We start from the raw sequence: 17,668 nt of genomic DNA on the forward strand, positions 1-17,668 counted from the left end.
GTGCTAATTTACATAAAATAATTGTGATCACAGTTACTGTTTTTCAGTGTTTGCATTTCATTAGTATCACAGATCACATTTTTTCATCGGTTTGATTAAGCGCGTCGTCAAGAATAAGCTCAATTTCAGTTAATGCCCACGAGAATGAATTAATGGGTCGCCAAGATAAAATAATAATATAAGGACTCCCTATGCAGGCGCTTATCGATTTCTTTCCTGAAAATAGTATTGCGATATATCCTTCCGCCGAACATTGGGAACACGCTATTGATTTATCAATGGCAAGCCTAATCGATAATCATGCGGTTAAACCTGAATATAGTCAGGCGATCAAAGATGCCACCCGTGAGATAGGGCCTTATTATATTTTGGCACCAGAAATAGCCATGCCGCATGCCCGCCCTGAAAATGGCGTGAACCACACCGCACTCAGCCTGACATTGCTGCGTAAAGGCGTGATTTTCGACGCTGACAGTGAACCGGTAAAATTACTGATAGGCCTGGCAGCAAAAGATGCTGACTCCCATATTTATGCTATTCAGGCATTAAGTGAAATGTTCTGTGACGATGAATCTATTACATCATTACTGAATGCAGCCAACACCGAAAATATAAAAGATATCCTTAAGCGTTATTAACCTATTCCGATAATACAATAACAAGGAATTAATATGGCTAATAAATCAATACGCGCCAAAGTACAATCCTTTGGCGGTTTTCTAACAGCAATGGTAATACCTAATATTGGGGCTTTTATTGCCTGGGGGTTTATCACTGCATTATTTATCCCGACCGGATGGACGCCGAACGAACACTTTGGCAAGTTGGTCGGCCCGATGATTACCTACCTGCTACCGTTAATGATTGGTTCTACCGGTGGGCATTTGATTGGGGGTAAACGCGGGGCCGTGATGGGCGGTATTGGCACTATGGGGGTTATTGTTGGTGCTGATATTCCGATGTTTATTGGCGCGATGGTGATGGGGCCACTGGGGGGTTATTTAATTAAACATATCGATAAGCGATTGGAGAAACACATTCCAGCCGGTTTCGAGATGGTAATTAATAATTTCTCCCTCGGTATCAGCGGCATGTTGCTCTGCCTGCTGGCCTATGAAGTGATCGGCCCGGCGGTGATGGAGGCGAATAATCTGGTCAAACAAGGCATCGAAGCACTGGTGTCTACTGGCTTCTTACCCCTACTGGCGGTGATTAATGAGCCTGCCAAAGTGCTGTTCCTGAATAATGCCATCGACCAGGGTATCTATTACCCACTGGGAATGCAGGAAACTGCTATCCACGGTAAATCAATTTACTTTATGGTCGCCTCAAATCCAGGGCCAGGGTTAGGTATTCTGCTGGCTTTCTCACTATTTGGCAAAGGTATGAGTAAGAAGTCAGCACCCGGCGCGATGATTATTCATTTCCTCGGCGGTATCCACGAGCTGTATTTCCCTTATGTTCTTATGAAACCACTGATGATCATTGCCATGATTGCCGGTGCCATGAGTGGCATATACGTCTTTGAATTATTAGGTGCTGGCCTGGTTGCAGGTCCGAGTCCTGGTTCTATCTTCGCGTATCTGGCATTAACCCCTCGCGGTGGTTTCCTGGCTACCTGTGCGGGTGTCTTTACCGGTACTGCGGTTTCGTTCCTGGTGGGTTCCATCATCTTGAAAATGGACAAAGCCACCAGCGAAGAGAGCTTTGAAGAGTCGCAAACCGCCATGAAGAATCTAAAAGCCGAGGGCATATTGGCCAATCACCTCAACAATGATCATCCGGTACGGTTGATAGCCTTTGTCTGCGATGCCGGGATGGGGTCCAGCGCCATGGGAGCAACCACGTTTAGAAAAAAACTGGAGAAAGCCGGTTACCCGATTGCGGTAAAACATTACGCCATCGAAAACATTCCAACCGATGCTGACATCATTGTTACCCACGCCAGCCTTGAAGGCAGAGCACAGGGAGTGACGGACAAGCCATTGATTCTAATTAAAAATTATCTTGGCGACCAGGCTCTGGATATTTTATTCGAGCAATTGACTACAAGTGATAAGCCAAAGGAATCAGTATGAAAACGAAAGTGGCTGCAATATACGGTAAGCAAGATGTCCGCCTACGTGAGTTTGAATTACCCCCGATCAGCGATGACGAATTACTGGTTAGCGTCATTTCCGACAGCGTCTGCCTGTCGACTTACAAAGCGGCTTTGCTGGGTAGTGAGCACAAACGAGTACCGGACGATGTGGCGCAACACCCTGCCATTACTGGCCATGAATGTGCGGGGGTCATTGTTGAAGTCGGTAAGAATTTAGCCACCCGCTATCGTGCTGGTGAACGTTTTGTGTTGCAACCTGCGATGGGGCTACCCAGTGGCTATTCAGCAGGTTACAGCTACGAATATTTTGGCGGTAACGCCACCTATATGATTATTCCCAAGCTGGCTATTGATCTCGGCTGTGTACTGCCTTATCACGGCAGCTATTTTGCCGCCGCATCGCTGGCTGAACCGATGTGTTGCATTATTGGAGCCTATCACGCCAGTTATCACACCACGCAATATGTTTATGAACACCGCATGGGCATTAAGCCCGGCGGTAATCTGGCCCTATTGGCTTGTGCCGGGCCAATGGGAATGGGGGCTATCGATTATGCCATCAACGGTGATATCAAACCGGCCCGCGTGGTGGTGGTAGATATAGATGAAGTCCGTCTGGCTCGTGCTGAGCAACTACTACCAAGAAAACAGGCGGCAGATCAAGGTATCGAACTGATTTACATCAACAGCAGCAAGCTGGATAACCCCATCGATACATTACGTCAACTCACGGGGGATCAGGGTTTTGATGATGTATTTGTCTACGCAGCTGTGCCAGCAGTCATTGAATTGGGTGATGATTTGCTGGCAGAAGATGGTTGCCTGAACTTCTTTGCCGGCCCGACAGATAAGCACTTTAAAGTGCCGTTTAACTTCTATCACGTCCACTACTCCAGTACGCATATTGTCGGTACTTCTGGTGGCTCTACCGGTGACATGGAAGAGGCACTTACGCTTTCTGCCCAGCGACGCATACAACCCTCTTTTATGATTACTCATATTGGCGGTCTGGATGCTGTACCTGAAACGGTGCTCAACCTCCCCCATATACCGGGTGGCAAGAAACTGATTTATAACGGCATTACCATGCCCCTCACCGCCATTGACGATTTTGCCGAACGGGGTAAAACGGATCCATTATTTGCGCAATTAGCCGAACTGGTCGCCGAAACTCATGGGGTCTGGAATGAAAAAGCAGAACACTATCTGTTAGCGCACTTTAACGTGGATATCGGAGTCGAGAGTGAAAACACTGGCATATGATATTTTCCGCACCACCGAACAAGCAGCAATGGCGGCCTGGCCACTGCTCGGCTGCGGTAACAAAAACCTTATTGATGGCGTTGCCGTCAGCGCCATGCGCGAGGCCTTAAATCAGATGACGATGCAAGGAAGCATTGTTATCGGAGAAGGCGAAATTGACCATGCGCCGATGCTGTATATTGGCGAACAACTCGGTGCCGGTGGGCCAGCTGTTGATATTGCTGTTGATCCTATTGAAGGTACCCGCATGGTCGCGATGGGGCAAGCCAATGCGCTGGCTGTGATTGCTTTTGCCCCACGAGGAATGTTGTTACATGCGCCTGATATGTATATGCGAAAATTAGTGGTAGGTGCACAAGCCAAAGGTTCCATTGACTTGCGCCGTTCACTGACAGAAAACCTGCGCTGTGTGGCGGCTAAGTTAAACAAACCTTTAAATACGTTACGCATGATTACCCTCGACAAACCGCGCCATCAGCAGGCTATCGAACAGGCCAATGCACTCGGTGTTAAAGTTTATGCTATTGCGGACGGCGATGTGGCCGCCAGCCTGATGACCTGCTTATCCAACGGGCAGGCCGATGTGATGTATTGCATCGGCGGCGCACCTGAAGGCGTTATCTCGGCCTGTGCCATTCGTGCTTTGGGCGGCGATATGCAAGCTGAATTGATCGACTTTTGTCAGGCCAAAGGGGAAAGCGTGACCAATCGGGATATTGCCCTCACGGAGCACCAACGCTGCCAGCAAATGGGGGTTAACCTTAATCAGGTCTATTCTCTGAGCGAATTGGTGCGCTCCGGGCAGATTATTTTTTCCGCAACCGGCATCACTCAGGGTGATATCGTCACCGGTATTAAGGAAAAAAATGGGGGCCAACTTCAAACCCAAACACTTTTGATTAACGGGCTGGATAACACCTGTAATATCATCAACTCCCTCCACTATCGATAATGGTGTTAAGGGTAGGATGACTGCATTAACTGAAGATGACGTACTCGAAAGGCTCGCCAGCCCTGAAAATCTCAATGATTTTCTGCTGAATGCCAATGAGATCTTATTTCAGGGTATTAAAAGCCTTCTGCCCTATTTATTTATCAATAATGATGAAGATATTCAGGAATACGCCGTCAAGCCTTTATTAGCCAAGTCAGGCCCACTGGACAGTCTGGATGTTTCTTTGCGCTTAATTTATGCGTTGGGGCAAATAACAAAAGCGGTTTATGCCGATATTTTGTTATTTTCTCAGCTCAGTGAGCATTTGCAGGAAACCGGAGATATTACTGAGTTTCATGACGATATCGTTTATGAATTTATGGGTAATCTCAATGCCGTGACCCAGAATAAAACCTTATTTCAAATGATTGAAAAGATGAAGTTTTCTGACTTCACCATTTTTAATCAGACCCGCTACGGGAATATGGTGAAAACCGGGCTGACGTTGGCAGTAACGTCATTATTACAGGAACTGACTTATGAGAGTGGAACTTAACATTAATGGGCTACAGAACAGCGCGCATTTTCCCGACCGTGATATTACTCATCTGCATCTGCCACTATTAGCCTCACTGTCTCAGCAACAACAGCAACTTCAGCGCCGCATGGTGGTTTTTTTATGCGCGCCACCCGGTACCGGTAAATCCACCCTCGCCACATTTTGGCAATGGCTTTCCCAACGGGATACCACTCTAACACCGGTACAATGTCTGCCTATGGACGGCTTTCACCACTACAAGCACTACCTTGATGCCCACCAGTTACGCAGTAAAAAGGGAGCACCAGAAACCTTTGATTTGCCTAAGCTGCGTCAGGCAATCCACCGCTTGCAGCAACCTGGCGCGACCTGGCCTGCCTATGACCGCCGGTTACATGACCCGGTTGAAGATGCCATTATTGTCGACGCACCGATTATCGTGCTGGAGGGCAATTGGTTATTACTGCAACAACCCGGTTGGCAGCAGTTGAAAGCACTGGCTGATTACACTATTTATATTAATGCCGCCCCAGAATTACTGCGGGATCGCCTGATTGAGCGCAAGATCCGTGGCGGTTTATCGCCACAGCAGGCCGAGGATTTTTACCTCGCCACTGACGGCCCTAATGTGTTCAAGGTATTGCAGTTCAGCCAGCCCGCTGACTGTCATTTAGTGATGGATAGCGATATGAGTTACCACAAAGCCTGATCCACAATAAGAAAAAACCCGCCAGCGGCGGGTTTTCACTTTTACACATTGGCTCAAGGTTGCGGGTCGCTGCCAGAATCCTCTTTGCGGGTTTTCACCCATTCTCGCAGCCGCTGAATATGCAGATACAGTGCGGGAATAAACAGTATCCCCACCGCAGTGGCCATCAACATGCCACCAAACACGGTGATACCGATAATTTGACGGCTCATCGCCCCGGCTCCACTGGCAAAAACCAGTGGCATCACCCCGAGGATAAACGAAATAGCAGTCATCATAACCGCACGAAAACGCTGCTTAGCACCTTCCTGTGCCGCATCACAGATACTCGCGCCCTCTTCTCTGCGGGCTTTAGAAAATTCGACGATCAAAATCGCATTCTTAGCCGCCAGCCCTATCAGCAACACTAAGCCGATTTGCGCGTACACATCGTTGGCAAACCCCATTGCCGCCAGCCCTACTACCGCCCCGCCTACGGCAAACACCACCGAGAGGATAACCACCAGCGGAATACTCCAACTCTCATATTGGGCGACTAAAAACAGATAGGCAAAGACCAATGCAGCAAGATAGATAAACACCACTTGCCCGCCGGTTTGCTGCTCCTGCCACGACATTCCGCTCCAGCTATAGCTGTAACCTGACGGTAAATTCTGTGCCAATAACGACTCCATCGCCGCCATTGCCTGACCAGAGCTGGCACCATCAGCCGCGGAACCGCTGATGGCTACCGAAGGGAACTGGTTGAAATTACTGATAAAGGGCGCACCCACTGAGGGGGTTAATGTCACCAGATTGGCCAGACTGACCAATGCACCATTGTCACTGCGCACATTCAGACTATTTATCTGCGCGGTGCGCTGGCGGAAATCCATATCATTTTGTAATTGCACCCGGAACATACGGTTATTCAGGGTAAAATCCCCCGCATTCATCCCCCCAAGTGACGTTTGCAAGGTTTGGAAGATTCGGCTGACCGGTACCTGTAACAGCGCGGCGCGGTCACGATCGATACTCAGATTAGTTTCAGGCACCGAGGCGCTGAAGGTGGTAAATACCCGGCTGAGTTTCGGGTCCTGATTAGCGGCAAAAATAATTCCCTGACTCACCTGCGCCAACTCTTGCGGTGACTGGCCTAACAACGCCTGAATACGTAAATCAAATCCAGAAGCACTGCCCAACCCGGCAATAGCCGGTGGGTTTACTGCCATGATCATCGCCGAAGGGATAGCGGCCAAATTGGCCTGAATACTGGCCAGCACGCGATCAATATGAGGCCGTTGCCCCCAAGGTTTGAGCATCACAATGGCAAACCCGGCATTGGGCGAGTTGTTGCCGCTAAGCAAACTGAAGCCGGTGATTTTTATCACATCCTCGACAGCATCATTATCAGTAACCACTTGATACATCTGGTCCATCACCGTCTGAGTCCGATTAAGCGAAGCCCCATCTGGTAGTTGTAAACTGACAAAGAAGTATCCCTGATCTTCCTCCGGCAGAAACGAGGTGGGTAACCGCGTGTAACCCCACCAGGTTGCCAGCCCCACCAGCAGTAGCGCGACGATACTGAATACCGCGCGGCTACTGATACGGCCGGTCAATGAAACATAACCGTCGCGGGCGCGATCAAGCCCACGATTAATACCGCCGAACAGACCGGTATCTGCCAATGTGCGCCGTTTCAGCAATACCGCACACAGCGCCGGACTTAAGGTTAAGGCATTGATACTGGATAAAATCACCGCCGCCGACAGTGTTACCGCAAACTGCCGGTATAGCTCACCGATAATCCCTGGCAAAATGGCAATCGGCACGAATACCGCCATCAGTACCAGGGTGGTTGCGATAATCGGCCCGGCAATTTGAGTCATCGCCTGTCTGGTTGCTTGCGCCGGTGACAGATCAGGGTCATTCGATAATAAGCGCTCGACGTTTTCCACCACCACAATAGCGTCATCCACCACAATGGTTAGCGCCAGAATAATGGCAAACAGGCTCAGGGTATTGGCCGAATAACCAAAGATATACAGTACAGCGAAGGTGCCGAGCAGGGAGACCGGAATGGTAAGCGCGACGATAAAAGTCGCCCGCATACTTTGCAAAAACAGATACACCACCGCCAATACCACAATTAAGGTTAACGTCAGTGACACTGCGATTTCATGCAATGTTGCGGTAACCGGCAGGGTGGAGTCGTAATTGATTTCATACGTCAGGTCTGGCGGGAAAGAGGCTGATAGCCGGGCCATTTCATCCCGCACCCCATTAGCCACATTTAACGCGTTGGCACCCGGCACCGGATAAACCACTAAAAATGCCGATTCAGTCTGGTTTTGCGCCGCACTGACCTGATAGTTCTGCGCCCCCAGTGCCACGCGAGCAACATCACCTAACCGAATCATGCCGCCCTGAGGATTGCTACGAATAATCACATTAGCAAACTGTTGTGGGTCCGTTAGCCGCCCTTGTCCACTGATGGTCAGGGTTTGCTGTTGACCGGGCACCGACGGTGATGAGCCAATCTGCCCGGCAGCCGCCTGTACGTTTTGCTGTTGTAATGCTGCGACAATATCCTGCACGCTGACATTCAGTGATTCCATCCGTTGCGGATTGAGCCAAACCCGCATGCTGTAATCACGCGCGCCAAATACCTGTACATCGCCGACACCATTGATACGCGCAATGGCATCACGCAACTGAATACTGGTGTAATTGCTGACAAACAGCGCATCATGGGTTTGTTTCGGTGAAAAAACACTGACTCCCAGCAACAAGTTAGAGGCCCGTTTGCGCACGGAAATACCGTTTTCATTCACCTCCGCCGGCAACTGAGCACTCACCTGAGAAATGCGGTTTTGCACCTCAACCGCCGCCATATCGGGGTCGGTACCACTGGCAAAGGTAATACTTAACTGATAACTGCCGTTATTAGCACTGGTCGATTCCATATACAGCATATTGCTGACACCGTTGACCTGCGCTTCCAGTGGTGAGGCCACGGCTTGTGCAACATCGCGGGCACTGGCTCCGGGGTAGACGGCACTCACGGAAACCACCGGTGGCGTAATATCAGGATATTGTTCCACCGGAATCACATACAACGACACCCAGCCAACAATGGTTATCACCAGTGCAATAACAATGGCAAACTTGGGCCGACGGATAAAGAAATGCAGCATCTGGCCTTCCCCTTAATTTACTGTCAGTGGTGTAGCAACGCTGGCGCTAACCGTCATCCCTGGCCGGACATGTTGTAGCCCTGCCACAATCACTCGCTCGCCCACTTTCAGCCCGTCAGTCACTTCATATTGTTGTTCAAACTGCTCACCCAACGTCACTTGCCGCACATCGACCTGATCTTTATCGTTCACCACCAAAACAAAGTGTCCCTGCTTATTCTGCTGCAATGCGGCAATCGGTATGACAGTAACCGGTTTTGCCATTTCTGCTGCCAGCGACACATTCACCACCCCACCGGGCAGTAATAAATGCCGTGGATTGGCAAAACGGGTACGCAGGGTAACGGTACCGGTCTGTTTATCAATTTGATTATCAACGGACTCAAAAACGCCGCGTTCCGGGTACTGCTTACCATTCGCCAGTTGAATACGGGGAGTAAAGTTGCCAAACGGCAATGTGCTGCTGTCAGCAGAGGGACCTGCAACCGACAACTGATAGGTTGCTGTAATGTAATCTCGTTCATTCACTGCAATAGCTACCCGAATCGGATCAAGTTGGACAATATTGACCAACGTGCCGCTGGCGGGATTAATTAGGCTACCGACATTAAAACGGCTGTGACCAATCTGACCGGTTATCGGCGCGTAAATACGGGTAAAACTGAGCTGTAATTGCTGGATTTGCAGGTTCGCCTGCGCCTGAGCTACCGCCGCGCGGCTAATATCGCGCTGCGCTTGTGCTTCGTCAACTTCCGCCTGGCTGACCGAGCGATTACTTCCCAAACGCTGTAAGCGGGTGAGGTTCACCTGAGCATGATTAGCACTGGCAGTCGCACTGTCTAACTGCGCCTGGGCCTGCGTTACTGCGGCCTGATGCAACGCGGGATCAATTTCATACAATAGAGAGCCCTGCTTGACCATCTGCCCTTCAGTAAACAACCGCGCAGCAATAAACCCTTCGGTGCGGGTCGTCACATCCACCGCCTGAATCGCCTCCACGCGCCCCAAATACTGTAACGCAGTATCTGGTGTGATTGAGGTTACGACCGAAACAGTCACCGCAGGCAGCGGTGCTGCTGCAAAAACCTGATGTGTCACAAGACTCAACAGCAAGAGCAAATTCAGCCGAGTCCGTAGGATTCGTGGCACGTAATTGATTAGCGTGGACCAAACCAAATTCAGTGTAACCATGGTCATTCCTTACTCTCGGCAAAAAGTGATAATTTCATAACGGGCGCGCAACCTTTTGCGGGCCAAAGAGAAGGTAACGTATTACACCTATAATGATAAGAGACTAAGATTATATTCATGTTAGTTTATATTTCTTCTGAGTCTTCACTTCCTGCTGATTAAATGGATGTTTTATCCTATTGAGGATCAGCCTAAATTTTGTAAGTGCCAAGGGAACTCACTATGACGGACTCCAGCCAGCCAGAATCACCATCACGGGCAAAAGGAGATAATGTTTTCTTTGCAAAACAAACTTTACAGGCCATGGCCTTGCTGGTTGGGGCAACCATCATTATTGCAGCGGTAGGCATTATCTATATCGCCTCGCAATTAAATGAACAAGCGACATCTCAAAGCCGTTTTCTGGTAGAAAAAGCCTGGAAAATGCGGCAAGACTCAATAAAAACCCGAATAAAAGACAATGCTTTCTGGGGTGATGCTTATGAACATTTGCATGTAAAAGTCGATCCTGACTGGGCTTTTGTCAGCCAAAATCTGGGGCCGTCACTGTATAGCGACTTTAATTATGAGGGAGTGTTTGTCGTTGATGGGCCAGGAAAAACCCGTTATTCGGTCATCAATGGGCAACTGAAAAATATTAGCCTGCCCGATTGGCTCAACAAAGATATGACCCCGTTGATTGACGCCGCCCGAGCGCGGGCAGACAAACAATATATTGCAACTGAAACCATCGACGTGGCTGGGCAACCGGCCATTGTTGCGGCTGCGGCCTTAACCACTGGTAGTGATCCACGCGTTAAAACAGTGGCTGGAGCACCCTCTGTTCTGGTGTTTATCGATTTACTGACACAGCCCGAGCTAAATACCTTGGGCGAAGATTATGGTATTCATCAACTGCGTACCCCTGAGGATGAAAAAGACGCGGCATCCAGCCCGTCAGTTCTATTATCTGCCAGTGATAACAGCGCATTGACGCTGCATTGGAATCAGGATATGCCCGGCGCGCAACTGCTCAACATATTACTCCCACTACTGATGCTGGTTGCGTTGATTCTTGGGCTGACCGGCTGGTTAGTTCTGCGGCGGGCGATGTCAGAAGCACGGGTAGCGGATGAAAACAAATCTGCTTTAATCGCCAGCGAAGAACGCTTTCGTCATGTCGCCGAAGCTGCTACCGACTGGTTATGGGAAACCGATGCCGATTTACGCATCACCTACCTGTCGCAACGGTTTTTGACCATTACCGGATTAAGTGTGGAGTACTGGCTGGGGCGTAATCTTGATTCACTGTTAAATTGTGACATTATCCCGCTGCGCTCTTGGTTACAGCACACCCATCTGACGGAATCTCGCAATGAGTTGCAATGCACTTATTTCTCCGCCAAGGGCGATAAACGCATTTGCCGTATCTATGCCAAACCTATCATCCAAAACAACGAAACCATTGGGTTCCGTGGCACCGCATCGGATATCACCCGTGAAATAGAAGCACAGGAACGGATTCAACACCTATCTCTACATGATGCATTGACCGGTTTACCCAACCGTCTGCGAATGAAAGAATTCCTGGAAAATAAGTTACGCCATTTAGCTGCGGCCCCCCACCCGCTGGTGATCCTCAATGTTGACTTGGATAAATTTAAACCTGTTAACGACACTTTTGGCCATGTTACCGGTGATCTGGTACTGCATCAGGTATCTGAACGCCTAAGAAGTTGTTTGCGTGATCAAGATTTAGTCGCGCGTCAGGGGGGAGATGAATTCGTTCTAATTATCACAGGTCTTGCGTCACGCAAAGAAATTGAACAGCTTTGTGCGCGCGTTATCACCCGAATCGAAAGTCCTTACGTGATAAATGATCAGGATATTTATATCGGGGCCAGCATTGGTATTGCACTGGCACCTCAAGACTCAATGCAAGCAGAAGAGCTATTACGATTTGCAGATATTGCCATGTATGAAGCTAAAAACAGTGGCCGTAACCGTTGGAGCTTCTACTCCAGTGAAATGAATGAACGCCTGATGCAACGCAGTGAGCTAGAGCGTTTTTTACGTCAGGCCGTTAAGCACAACGAATTTAACCTTTATTACCAGCCACGCTACCGTATTGAGGGAACACAGCTGACGGGTGCTGAAGCCTTGGTGCGCTGGAACCACCCAATTTTGGGGCTGCTGATGCCGGATCAATTTATTGCGCTGGCCGAAGAGACGGGGCTTATCACCTCAATTAGCGACTGGACCATGCTACAGGCATGTCAGGATGCATCGACATGGCCCTCGTCACTGATTGTTTCCGTTAATATTTCTGCGGTTGAATTCAGGAACCAGCGCCTGATAGAACGAGTGCGCCAAGTCCTGCTGCTCACCGGGCTACCTAGCCATCGATTGGAGCTGGAAATCACCGAGCGGATAATGATTGAAGATGCCGATGGTGCCTTTAAAACCATGACAGCATTGAAAACCCTGGGTGTGCGCTTATCGATGGATGACTTTGGTACTGGATATTCCTCACTGAATTATCTGCGCCGCTTCCCGTTCGATGGATTGAAAATTGATAAGAGCTTTACCGATGAACTGGCCGAGTCACATGAAGGCCAATCAATTGTCGAAGGGATCATTAACCTCGGCCATGCACTGTCCATGACGGTGACCGCCGAAGGGGTAGAAACCGCCGAACAGCTCGGGCAGTTACAGACTCTGATGTGTGATGAAGTTCAGGGTTATTTCTTGGGTAAGCCAATGAAACTGGATGATTTATCAGTTCTTATCCGTAATACACATTATGACTGAGGGCCGTTCAGCCGCTGACGCTCAAGGCGATAGGGCTGAGCGGTAACGCTATTTTTAAGAGATTAGCCGGGGAGAGGCTAAACCAGATCGCTTATTTTCAGTTGATAAAGGCCATCCAGAAAAGCTGGAATAAAGCTACCAGGGCCTGCCACCTGCTGAGATACCTGCCCGCCGACTTGTGACATCACCCGGCAAGCCGTTGCCACATGATGTAAACGGTCACCTTCCTGTGCGCAAAATGCCGCTACCACGGCAGAAAGTGCGCACCCCGTCCCCACTACCCGAGTCATCAGTTTATCGCCACCAGTCACGGCAAAATCACGCAGGCCGTCGGTGATATAATCCACCTCACCGGTAACCGCAACCACAGTCTGCACCTGTAGTGCCAATTGGCGAGCAGCAGGCAGTGCACTCACCGAAGAATCGACACTATCCACCCCACGCCCCATGGTCGCCATACCGCTTAATGCCATGATTTCCGAGGCGTTACCCCGTATCGCCGCAGGTTTTAGCGCTAATAATTGATGGGCAAAATTAGTACGATAAACAAGCCCGCCGACCGCAACGGGGTCCAGCACCCAAGGGGTGGAGGATTGATTTGCCGCCTGGATTGCCGCCAGCATGGATTCGGCCTGAGCACGGTGTAACGTGCCGATATTGATAAGTAAACTGTTCGCCATTGTACTAAATTGTGCGGCCTCTTCAGCTTCAACCACCATGGCAGGAAAAGCCCCTAATGCCAGTAACACATTGGCAGTGAAGGACTGTACTACCTCATTAGTCAGGCAATGGACTAATGGCGGTGTCGCTTGGAATTGCAACAAGCAGGCCGCCGCCAGTGCATCAGGAAATAGAGCGGGTGTAATAGGCGTATCAGTGTGCATGGTATTTATAATTCCCCCACCTTAGCAAATTATCGTTACATCTGGAGATGCATATAGACCTTACTCTGGCGCGATCTGAGCTAAAGCTTGTGGATAAGGCTACCGTAAAAAATATCAATGCCATCAAGTCACCTGCCAATACCCGCTTTTTGTAGCACCGACTCTTACCAGGCGGCCTTTCTCCTGTAATATCTTGATATTACGTTCAATCGTCCGATTACTTACACTGAGTTCACTTGCCAGTTGGACAATAGTGATGGTTGGACTTGCAGTGATGGTTGCTAAGATCCGCTCAGCCGTCACCGTAAGAGAAAGTGAATTTTCTACCGACATTTCTACCGACATTTCTACCGACATCATGGAAGAATCTATTTTCTGCATACCAATGCCTTCTGCTAATGCACCAATCAGTTTTTCCAACATAAACTCGATAAATAATGTGCAGTCGCTGGCCCGATCGCACTTACCCAATATCCGATAATATTCCTGTTGCTGATTATGAATTAAAGTTTCTACCGGCAACCATGCCAATTCTGAACGCCATTCACTGAGGATAAGCGTTTGCCATAAGCGCCCCATACGCCCATTACCATCAGCAAACGGGTGGATAAATTCAAATTCGTAGTGGAAGATAGAACTGGCAATCAGTGGATGAATGTCAGCGTGCTGCAACCATTTAAGTAAATCACCGACTAAACGCGGTAACTGATTGGCTGGGGGGGGCATATGAATAAGCTGTTTCTCTCGATAAACGCCCACATTACCGTGGCGTAGCAGCCCAGGTGTATCAACTAAACCCATCATTAAAAAACGATGTGCAGCTAACAAATCATCAAGTTGATGACTTTGCCAGTGGGGAAGCTTTTCATAGGCAAGTATAGCGTTGCGCACTTCCTGGATATCTTTCGCCGGTGCGAGTACCCGCTTACCTTCCATGATCGCAGTAACTTGTCCCGTCGTCAGACTGTTATGCTCGATTGCCAACGATGCCTGTATAGTACGAATACGATTTTCTTTACGTAACAAAGTGGAAGATTGCTCAGCCTGCGTAGCCCAACGGCCCAATAGTTCCCCGACCTCAACAACCTGATTTAGTATGTTGGGTGTTATGCTATAAGGCGGTTGGTAACCTGCCACAGTGCTCCCCTTTTCATCAATTAAGTCAGCCCATACCGTGCTACGCAAATCATGGTGTGTTGAATGCCAAATATCAAGCACTTGTCCTGCGTCACTCACCCTCTACTTATTCTAAGACGTATGTTTACTGGGTATACAGGATGCTACGTGACGTTGAACAGCAATAACACAAGTAACCGGAATCTTCACTCCACATTGGTGGTATGTTGTCGGCCCTACCCAGTGCTGCGTGCAGCGGCAATCAGTGCTTGCCCTAGAGCCAGCCCGCCATCACCGGCAGGCAGGCGCTGGGGCAGCAACAGTTGGAAATCATGCAGTTGTGCGCTAAGTAACTCACGCAGTAACCGGTTATGTAGCACCCCACCTGAAAAGACAATAGTATCAATACGATAATACTGGGCCGCCTGCCGCGCCAAAGTAGCAAATCCTTGGGCCAGAGCAAAATGGAACGCATAGGCCCGCTCAGCCGGAGTGGCATCATAAGCCAACCATTGCTGCCAGAAAGTGGCTAAGTCCAGTTGGTTATCGCACAGCGGCATCGTCACTGGCTGCACTGAAACCGCACTTTGTCGCGCCAGTGCTTCCAACTGGCAGGCGGCTTCACCCTCCCAACTTATCGATAGCGGCGCAAGATTGAGCGCAGCCGCTACTGCATCAAATAAGCGCCCAGTTGAAGAGGCCAACGGCGCATTAATCCCCCGCTCAATCGCCCGCGCCAATACCCTACCCTCCGGCTGAGGAATCGCCGCACTCTCAGGCAAATGTTGCCAATTGGGGACATAGCGCTGTAACTGGGCCAGCAGGTTGCGCCACGGTTGACGCGAGGCCAGATCGCCACCGGGTAGTGCCACCGCGGGCAAGCCACCAATGTATTCACAGCTCGTATAATCTACTCGTAGGCATTCACCACCCCATAATTGACCATCAGCGCCATAACCCAGCCCATCCAGTGCCACACCGATCACTGCCCCACCCTCGCGAGGCCAGCCATGCTCTGCCAGACAAGCCACCAGATGGGCATGATGATGTAGTATGTCGACACAAGGGATATCTCGTTGTGCTGCCAGGGTTTTCCCTAATTGGTGGCTGACGTATCCGGGGTGAGCATCCACCGCTATCACCTGTGGTGTGAAATGGTAAATATCGCAAAACAGCGCCACTAACTGCTGCTGTTGCTGTGCGATATCGCGGTCTTCCAGATCCCCCAGATGTTGACTCAACACTGCATTACCATCACGCAACAGGCAAAACGTGTTTTTCATATCCGCACCCAGCGCCAGAACTGCTGGCTGCTGGCTAAATCCCGGAGGTAACTCGAAAGCATCTGGCACATACCCTCTGGCTCGGCGTAGCATTTCAGCACTGCTGCCGGTGAGTCGCACTAATGAGTCATCGGCCCGCTGCACAATTTGCCTATCGTGCAATAACCAGTGGTCAGCAATATCTCTCAGAGCACTAAGCGCCTGCTCATTACTCAATGCCGGGGGTTTACCACGGCCATTACCGGAGGTCATCACCAGAGGCCGTCCGACCTGTTGCAGCAGCAAATGTTGTAACGGATTGGCGGGTAGCATCACGCCAATTTCAGGTAAGCCCGGTGCCAGCGCCGTACACAGCGGGCTATCAGCCCGCGACGAAACCAACACAATCGGAGCCGCAGGGCTACGTAACACGCGTAATAACGCGGCACTATCGTTACTTTGCACGCAGCGTGATAACCAGTCGGCGTGCGGTAACATCACCGCCAGCGGCTTGGAAGGTCGCTGCTTGCGCTGCCGTAAACGGGCCACCGCAGCAGCATTGGTGGCATCTACCGCCAGATGGAATCCTCCCAGCCCTTTGACGGCAACAATATCTCCTGCCAACAGGGCGGCTGCGGCTTGCTCTAGCGCCGCGAAGTTGTGCGCAATCGGCTGTCCCTCTCGCCCCGTTAGCCACAATTGCGGGCCACAATCGGCACAGGCATTGGGTTGGGCGTGAAAACGGCGATCGGCCGGATGGTCATATTCTGCCTGACAGGCAGCACATAGCGGGAATTCGCGCATGGCGGTATAAGGCCGGTCATAGGGCATGCGGTGGATAATAGTAAAACGTGGGCCACAATGGGTGCAGTTGATAAACGGGTAGCGGTAGCGACGATTGGCAGGATGGTTCATTTCAGCCAAACAGGCGTCGCAGGTTGCAGCATCCGGTACAATTTGCGTATCCATCTGCCCGGCACCGCTGTGATGAATCACAAAATCCAGCGGCGGCTGCGCCCAATGGTAGGGCGAGGTGGTGACACTATCAATTTGTGCCAATGGCGGGCAATGTCGCGGCAGTGCCTGTAAGAAATCCGCCAGCGCCGGTGATTGCCACAGGTGAATCGTCACGCCCGCACTGTCGTTACTGACATCGCCCCTTAGCGCAAAGCGGTGGGCAAGTTGCCAGATATAAGGGCGAAACCCCACGCCTTGCACCTTACCTTTTACCCGCAGACAGAGACCATTTTTATCCACTAAAACTCCTTCACAAGGCTGCCAGCAACCTGTTTTATAGCTCGGAGATTGCGGGGCGACTGCACCGATGGGCGCTTCGACGGCTCACGCCGTTACGACCCATTCGGCACATTTCCCCACTTATCAACTGGTTAATCGCCTGTCACTTCAAGTGCGAATGGGCTCCCAAAAGTCATTGGAGTTGCAGGTAGGCAGCAAGTAAGAAAATCCCGATGAGCTGACATCAGTCAGTGATTCGGGTGAGCGAACGCAGCTAACACCCCTGCGGCTTCAAGGACGAATAGACTCCCAAAAGTCATTGGAGTTGCAGGTAGGCAGCAAGTAAGCAAATCCCGATGAGCTGACATCAGTCAGTGATTCGGGTGAGCGAACGCAGCTAACACCCCTGCGGCTTCAAGGACGAATAGACTCCCAAAAGTCATTGGAGTTGCAGGTAGGCAGCAA

The 17,668-nt window shown here is 50.3% G+C and carries 12 protein-coding genes; 7 read left to right on the forward strand and 5 right to left on the reverse strand.

From position 1 onward, the window contains the following. Positions 1 to 191 precede the first annotated feature (191 nt). From V1952_RS12565 to V1952_RS12590, 6 genes are read left to right on the forward strand one after another with little or no spacing between them, the layout of a single operon-like run. Positions 192 to 638 carry a PTS sugar transporter subunit IIA gene (locus tag V1952_RS12565; RefSeq protein ID WP_083162495.1) on the forward strand — a complete coding sequence of 149 codons (447 nt, stop codon included), beginning with the start codon at positions 192 to 194 and terminating at the stop codon, positions 636 to 638. A 33-nt stretch (positions 639 to 671) separates the two neighbouring features. Further along, positions 672 to 2,078 (forward strand): PTS mannitol transporter subunit IICB, encoded by a 1,407-nt coding sequence (locus tag V1952_RS12570; protein ID WP_102970533.1) that lies wholly within the window; start codon positions 672 to 674, stop codon positions 2,076 to 2,078. After that, positions 2,075 to 3,364 (forward strand): zinc-binding dehydrogenase, encoded by a 1,290-nt coding sequence (locus tag V1952_RS12575; RefSeq protein WP_372560542.1) that lies wholly within the window; start codon positions 2,075 to 2,077, stop codon positions 3,362 to 3,364. Before V1952_RS12570 ends, V1952_RS12575 begins: the two co-directional genes overlap by 4 nt. A gap of 28 nt (positions 3,365 to 3,392) precedes the next feature. Next, on the forward strand, positions 3,393 to 4,316 hold the full coding sequence (glpX, locus tag V1952_RS12580; protein WP_420074848.1) for a class II fructose-bisphosphatase: 924 nt from the start codon (positions 3,393 to 3,395) through the stop codon (positions 4,314 to 4,316). A 16-nt stretch (positions 4,317 to 4,332) separates the two neighbouring features. After that, positions 4,333 to 4,854: an MltR family transcriptional regulator gene (locus V1952_RS12585; RefSeq protein ID WP_372560541.1), complete on the forward strand. Its 522-nt coding sequence runs from the start codon at positions 4,333 to 4,335 to the stop codon at positions 4,852 to 4,854. Continuing rightward, positions 4,838 to 5,545, forward strand: a complete 708-nt coding sequence (locus V1952_RS12590; protein WP_420074845.1) for a nucleoside/nucleotide kinase family protein — start codon at positions 4,838 to 4,840, stop codon at positions 5,543 to 5,545. Before V1952_RS12585 ends, V1952_RS12590 begins: the two co-directional genes overlap by 17 nt. A gap of 53 nt (positions 5,546 to 5,598) precedes the next feature. On the opposite strand, the gene V1952_RS12595 is transcribed toward V1952_RS12590, so the two are convergent. After that, a complete protein-coding gene (locus tag V1952_RS12595; protein ID WP_420074846.1) occupies positions 5,599 to 8,724 on the reverse strand; it encodes an efflux RND transporter permease subunit in 3,126 nt (1,041 codons plus the stop codon). A gap of 12 nt (positions 8,725 to 8,736) precedes the next feature. Continuing rightward, positions 8,737 to 9,915, reverse strand: a complete 1,179-nt coding sequence (locus V1952_RS12600; RefSeq protein ID WP_372560538.1) for an efflux RND transporter periplasmic adaptor subunit — start codon at positions 9,913 to 9,915, stop codon at positions 8,737 to 8,739. A gap of 222 nt (positions 9,916 to 10,137) precedes the next feature. Here V1952_RS12600 and V1952_RS12605 point away from each other — a divergent pair, with 222 nt between their 5' ends. Next, positions 10,138 to 12,705 (forward strand): EAL domain-containing protein, encoded by a 2,568-nt coding sequence (locus tag V1952_RS12605; RefSeq protein ID WP_372560537.1) that lies wholly within the window; start codon positions 10,138 to 10,140, stop codon positions 12,703 to 12,705. Positions 12,706 to 12,782: 77 nt separating this feature from the next. Here the strand turns inward: V1952_RS12605 and thiM are convergent, their stop codons facing one another. From thiM to hypF, 3 genes are all read right to left on the reverse strand, one after another. Beyond that, a complete protein-coding gene (thiM, locus tag V1952_RS12610) occupies positions 12,783 to 13,589 on the reverse strand; it encodes a hydroxyethylthiazole kinase (protein ID WP_372560536.1) in 807 nt (268 codons plus the stop codon). Positions 13,590 to 13,712: 123 nt separating this feature from the next. Next, positions 13,713 to 14,726 carry a Fic family protein gene (locus V1952_RS12615; protein ID WP_372560701.1) on the reverse strand — a complete coding sequence of 338 codons (1,014 nt, stop codon included), beginning with the start codon at positions 14,724 to 14,726 and terminating at the stop codon, positions 13,713 to 13,715. Between the two features lie 215 nt (positions 14,727 to 14,941). Further along, positions 14,942 to 17,224, reverse strand: a complete 2,283-nt coding sequence (gene hypF / locus V1952_RS12620; protein WP_420074847.1) for a carbamoyltransferase HypF — start codon at positions 17,222 to 17,224, stop codon at positions 14,942 to 14,944. Positions 17,225 to 17,668: the final 444 nt, after the last annotated feature.

It is taken from the genome of Yersinia sp. 2542 StPb PI, assembly GCF_048593855.1.
Taxonomy (GTDB): Bacteria; Pseudomonadota; Gammaproteobacteria; order Enterobacterales; family Enterobacteriaceae; genus Yersinia; species Yersinia enterocolitica_E.

Bases quoted from the DNA above. Each gene is read 5' to 3' on its own strand.
- V1952_RS12565 (WP_083162495.1), top strand. From the start codon at position 192: ATGCAGGCGCTTATCGATTTCTTTCCTGAAAATAGTATTGCGATATAT.
- V1952_RS12570 (WP_102970533.1), top strand. From the start codon at position 672: ATGGCTAATAAATCAATACGCGCCAAAGTACAATCCTTTGGCGGTTTT.
- V1952_RS12575 (WP_372560542.1), top strand. From the start codon at position 2,075: ATGAAAACGAAAGTGGCTGCAATATACGGTAAGCAAGATGTCCGCCTA.
- glpX (WP_420074848.1), top strand. From the start codon at position 3,393: ATGGCGGCCTGGCCACTGCTCGGCTGCGGTAACAAAAACCTTATTGAT.
- V1952_RS12585 (WP_372560541.1), top strand. From the start codon at position 4,333: ATGACTGCATTAACTGAAGATGACGTACTCGAAAGGCTCGCCAGCCCT.
- V1952_RS12590 (WP_420074845.1), top strand. From the start codon at position 4,838: ATGAGAGTGGAACTTAACATTAATGGGCTACAGAACAGCGCGCATTTT.
- V1952_RS12595 (WP_420074846.1), bottom strand. From the start codon at position 8,724: ATGCTGCATTTCTTTATCCGTCGGCCCAAGTTTGCCATTGTTATTGCA.
- V1952_RS12600 (WP_372560538.1), bottom strand. From the start codon at position 9,915: ATGGTTACACTGAATTTGGTTTGGTCCACGCTAATCAATTACGTGCCA.
- V1952_RS12605 (WP_372560537.1), top strand. From the start codon at position 10,138: ATGACGGACTCCAGCCAGCCAGAATCACCATCACGGGCAAAAGGAGAT.
- thiM (WP_372560536.1), bottom strand. From the start codon at position 13,589: ATGCACACTGATACGCCTATTACACCCGCTCTATTTCCTGATGCACTG.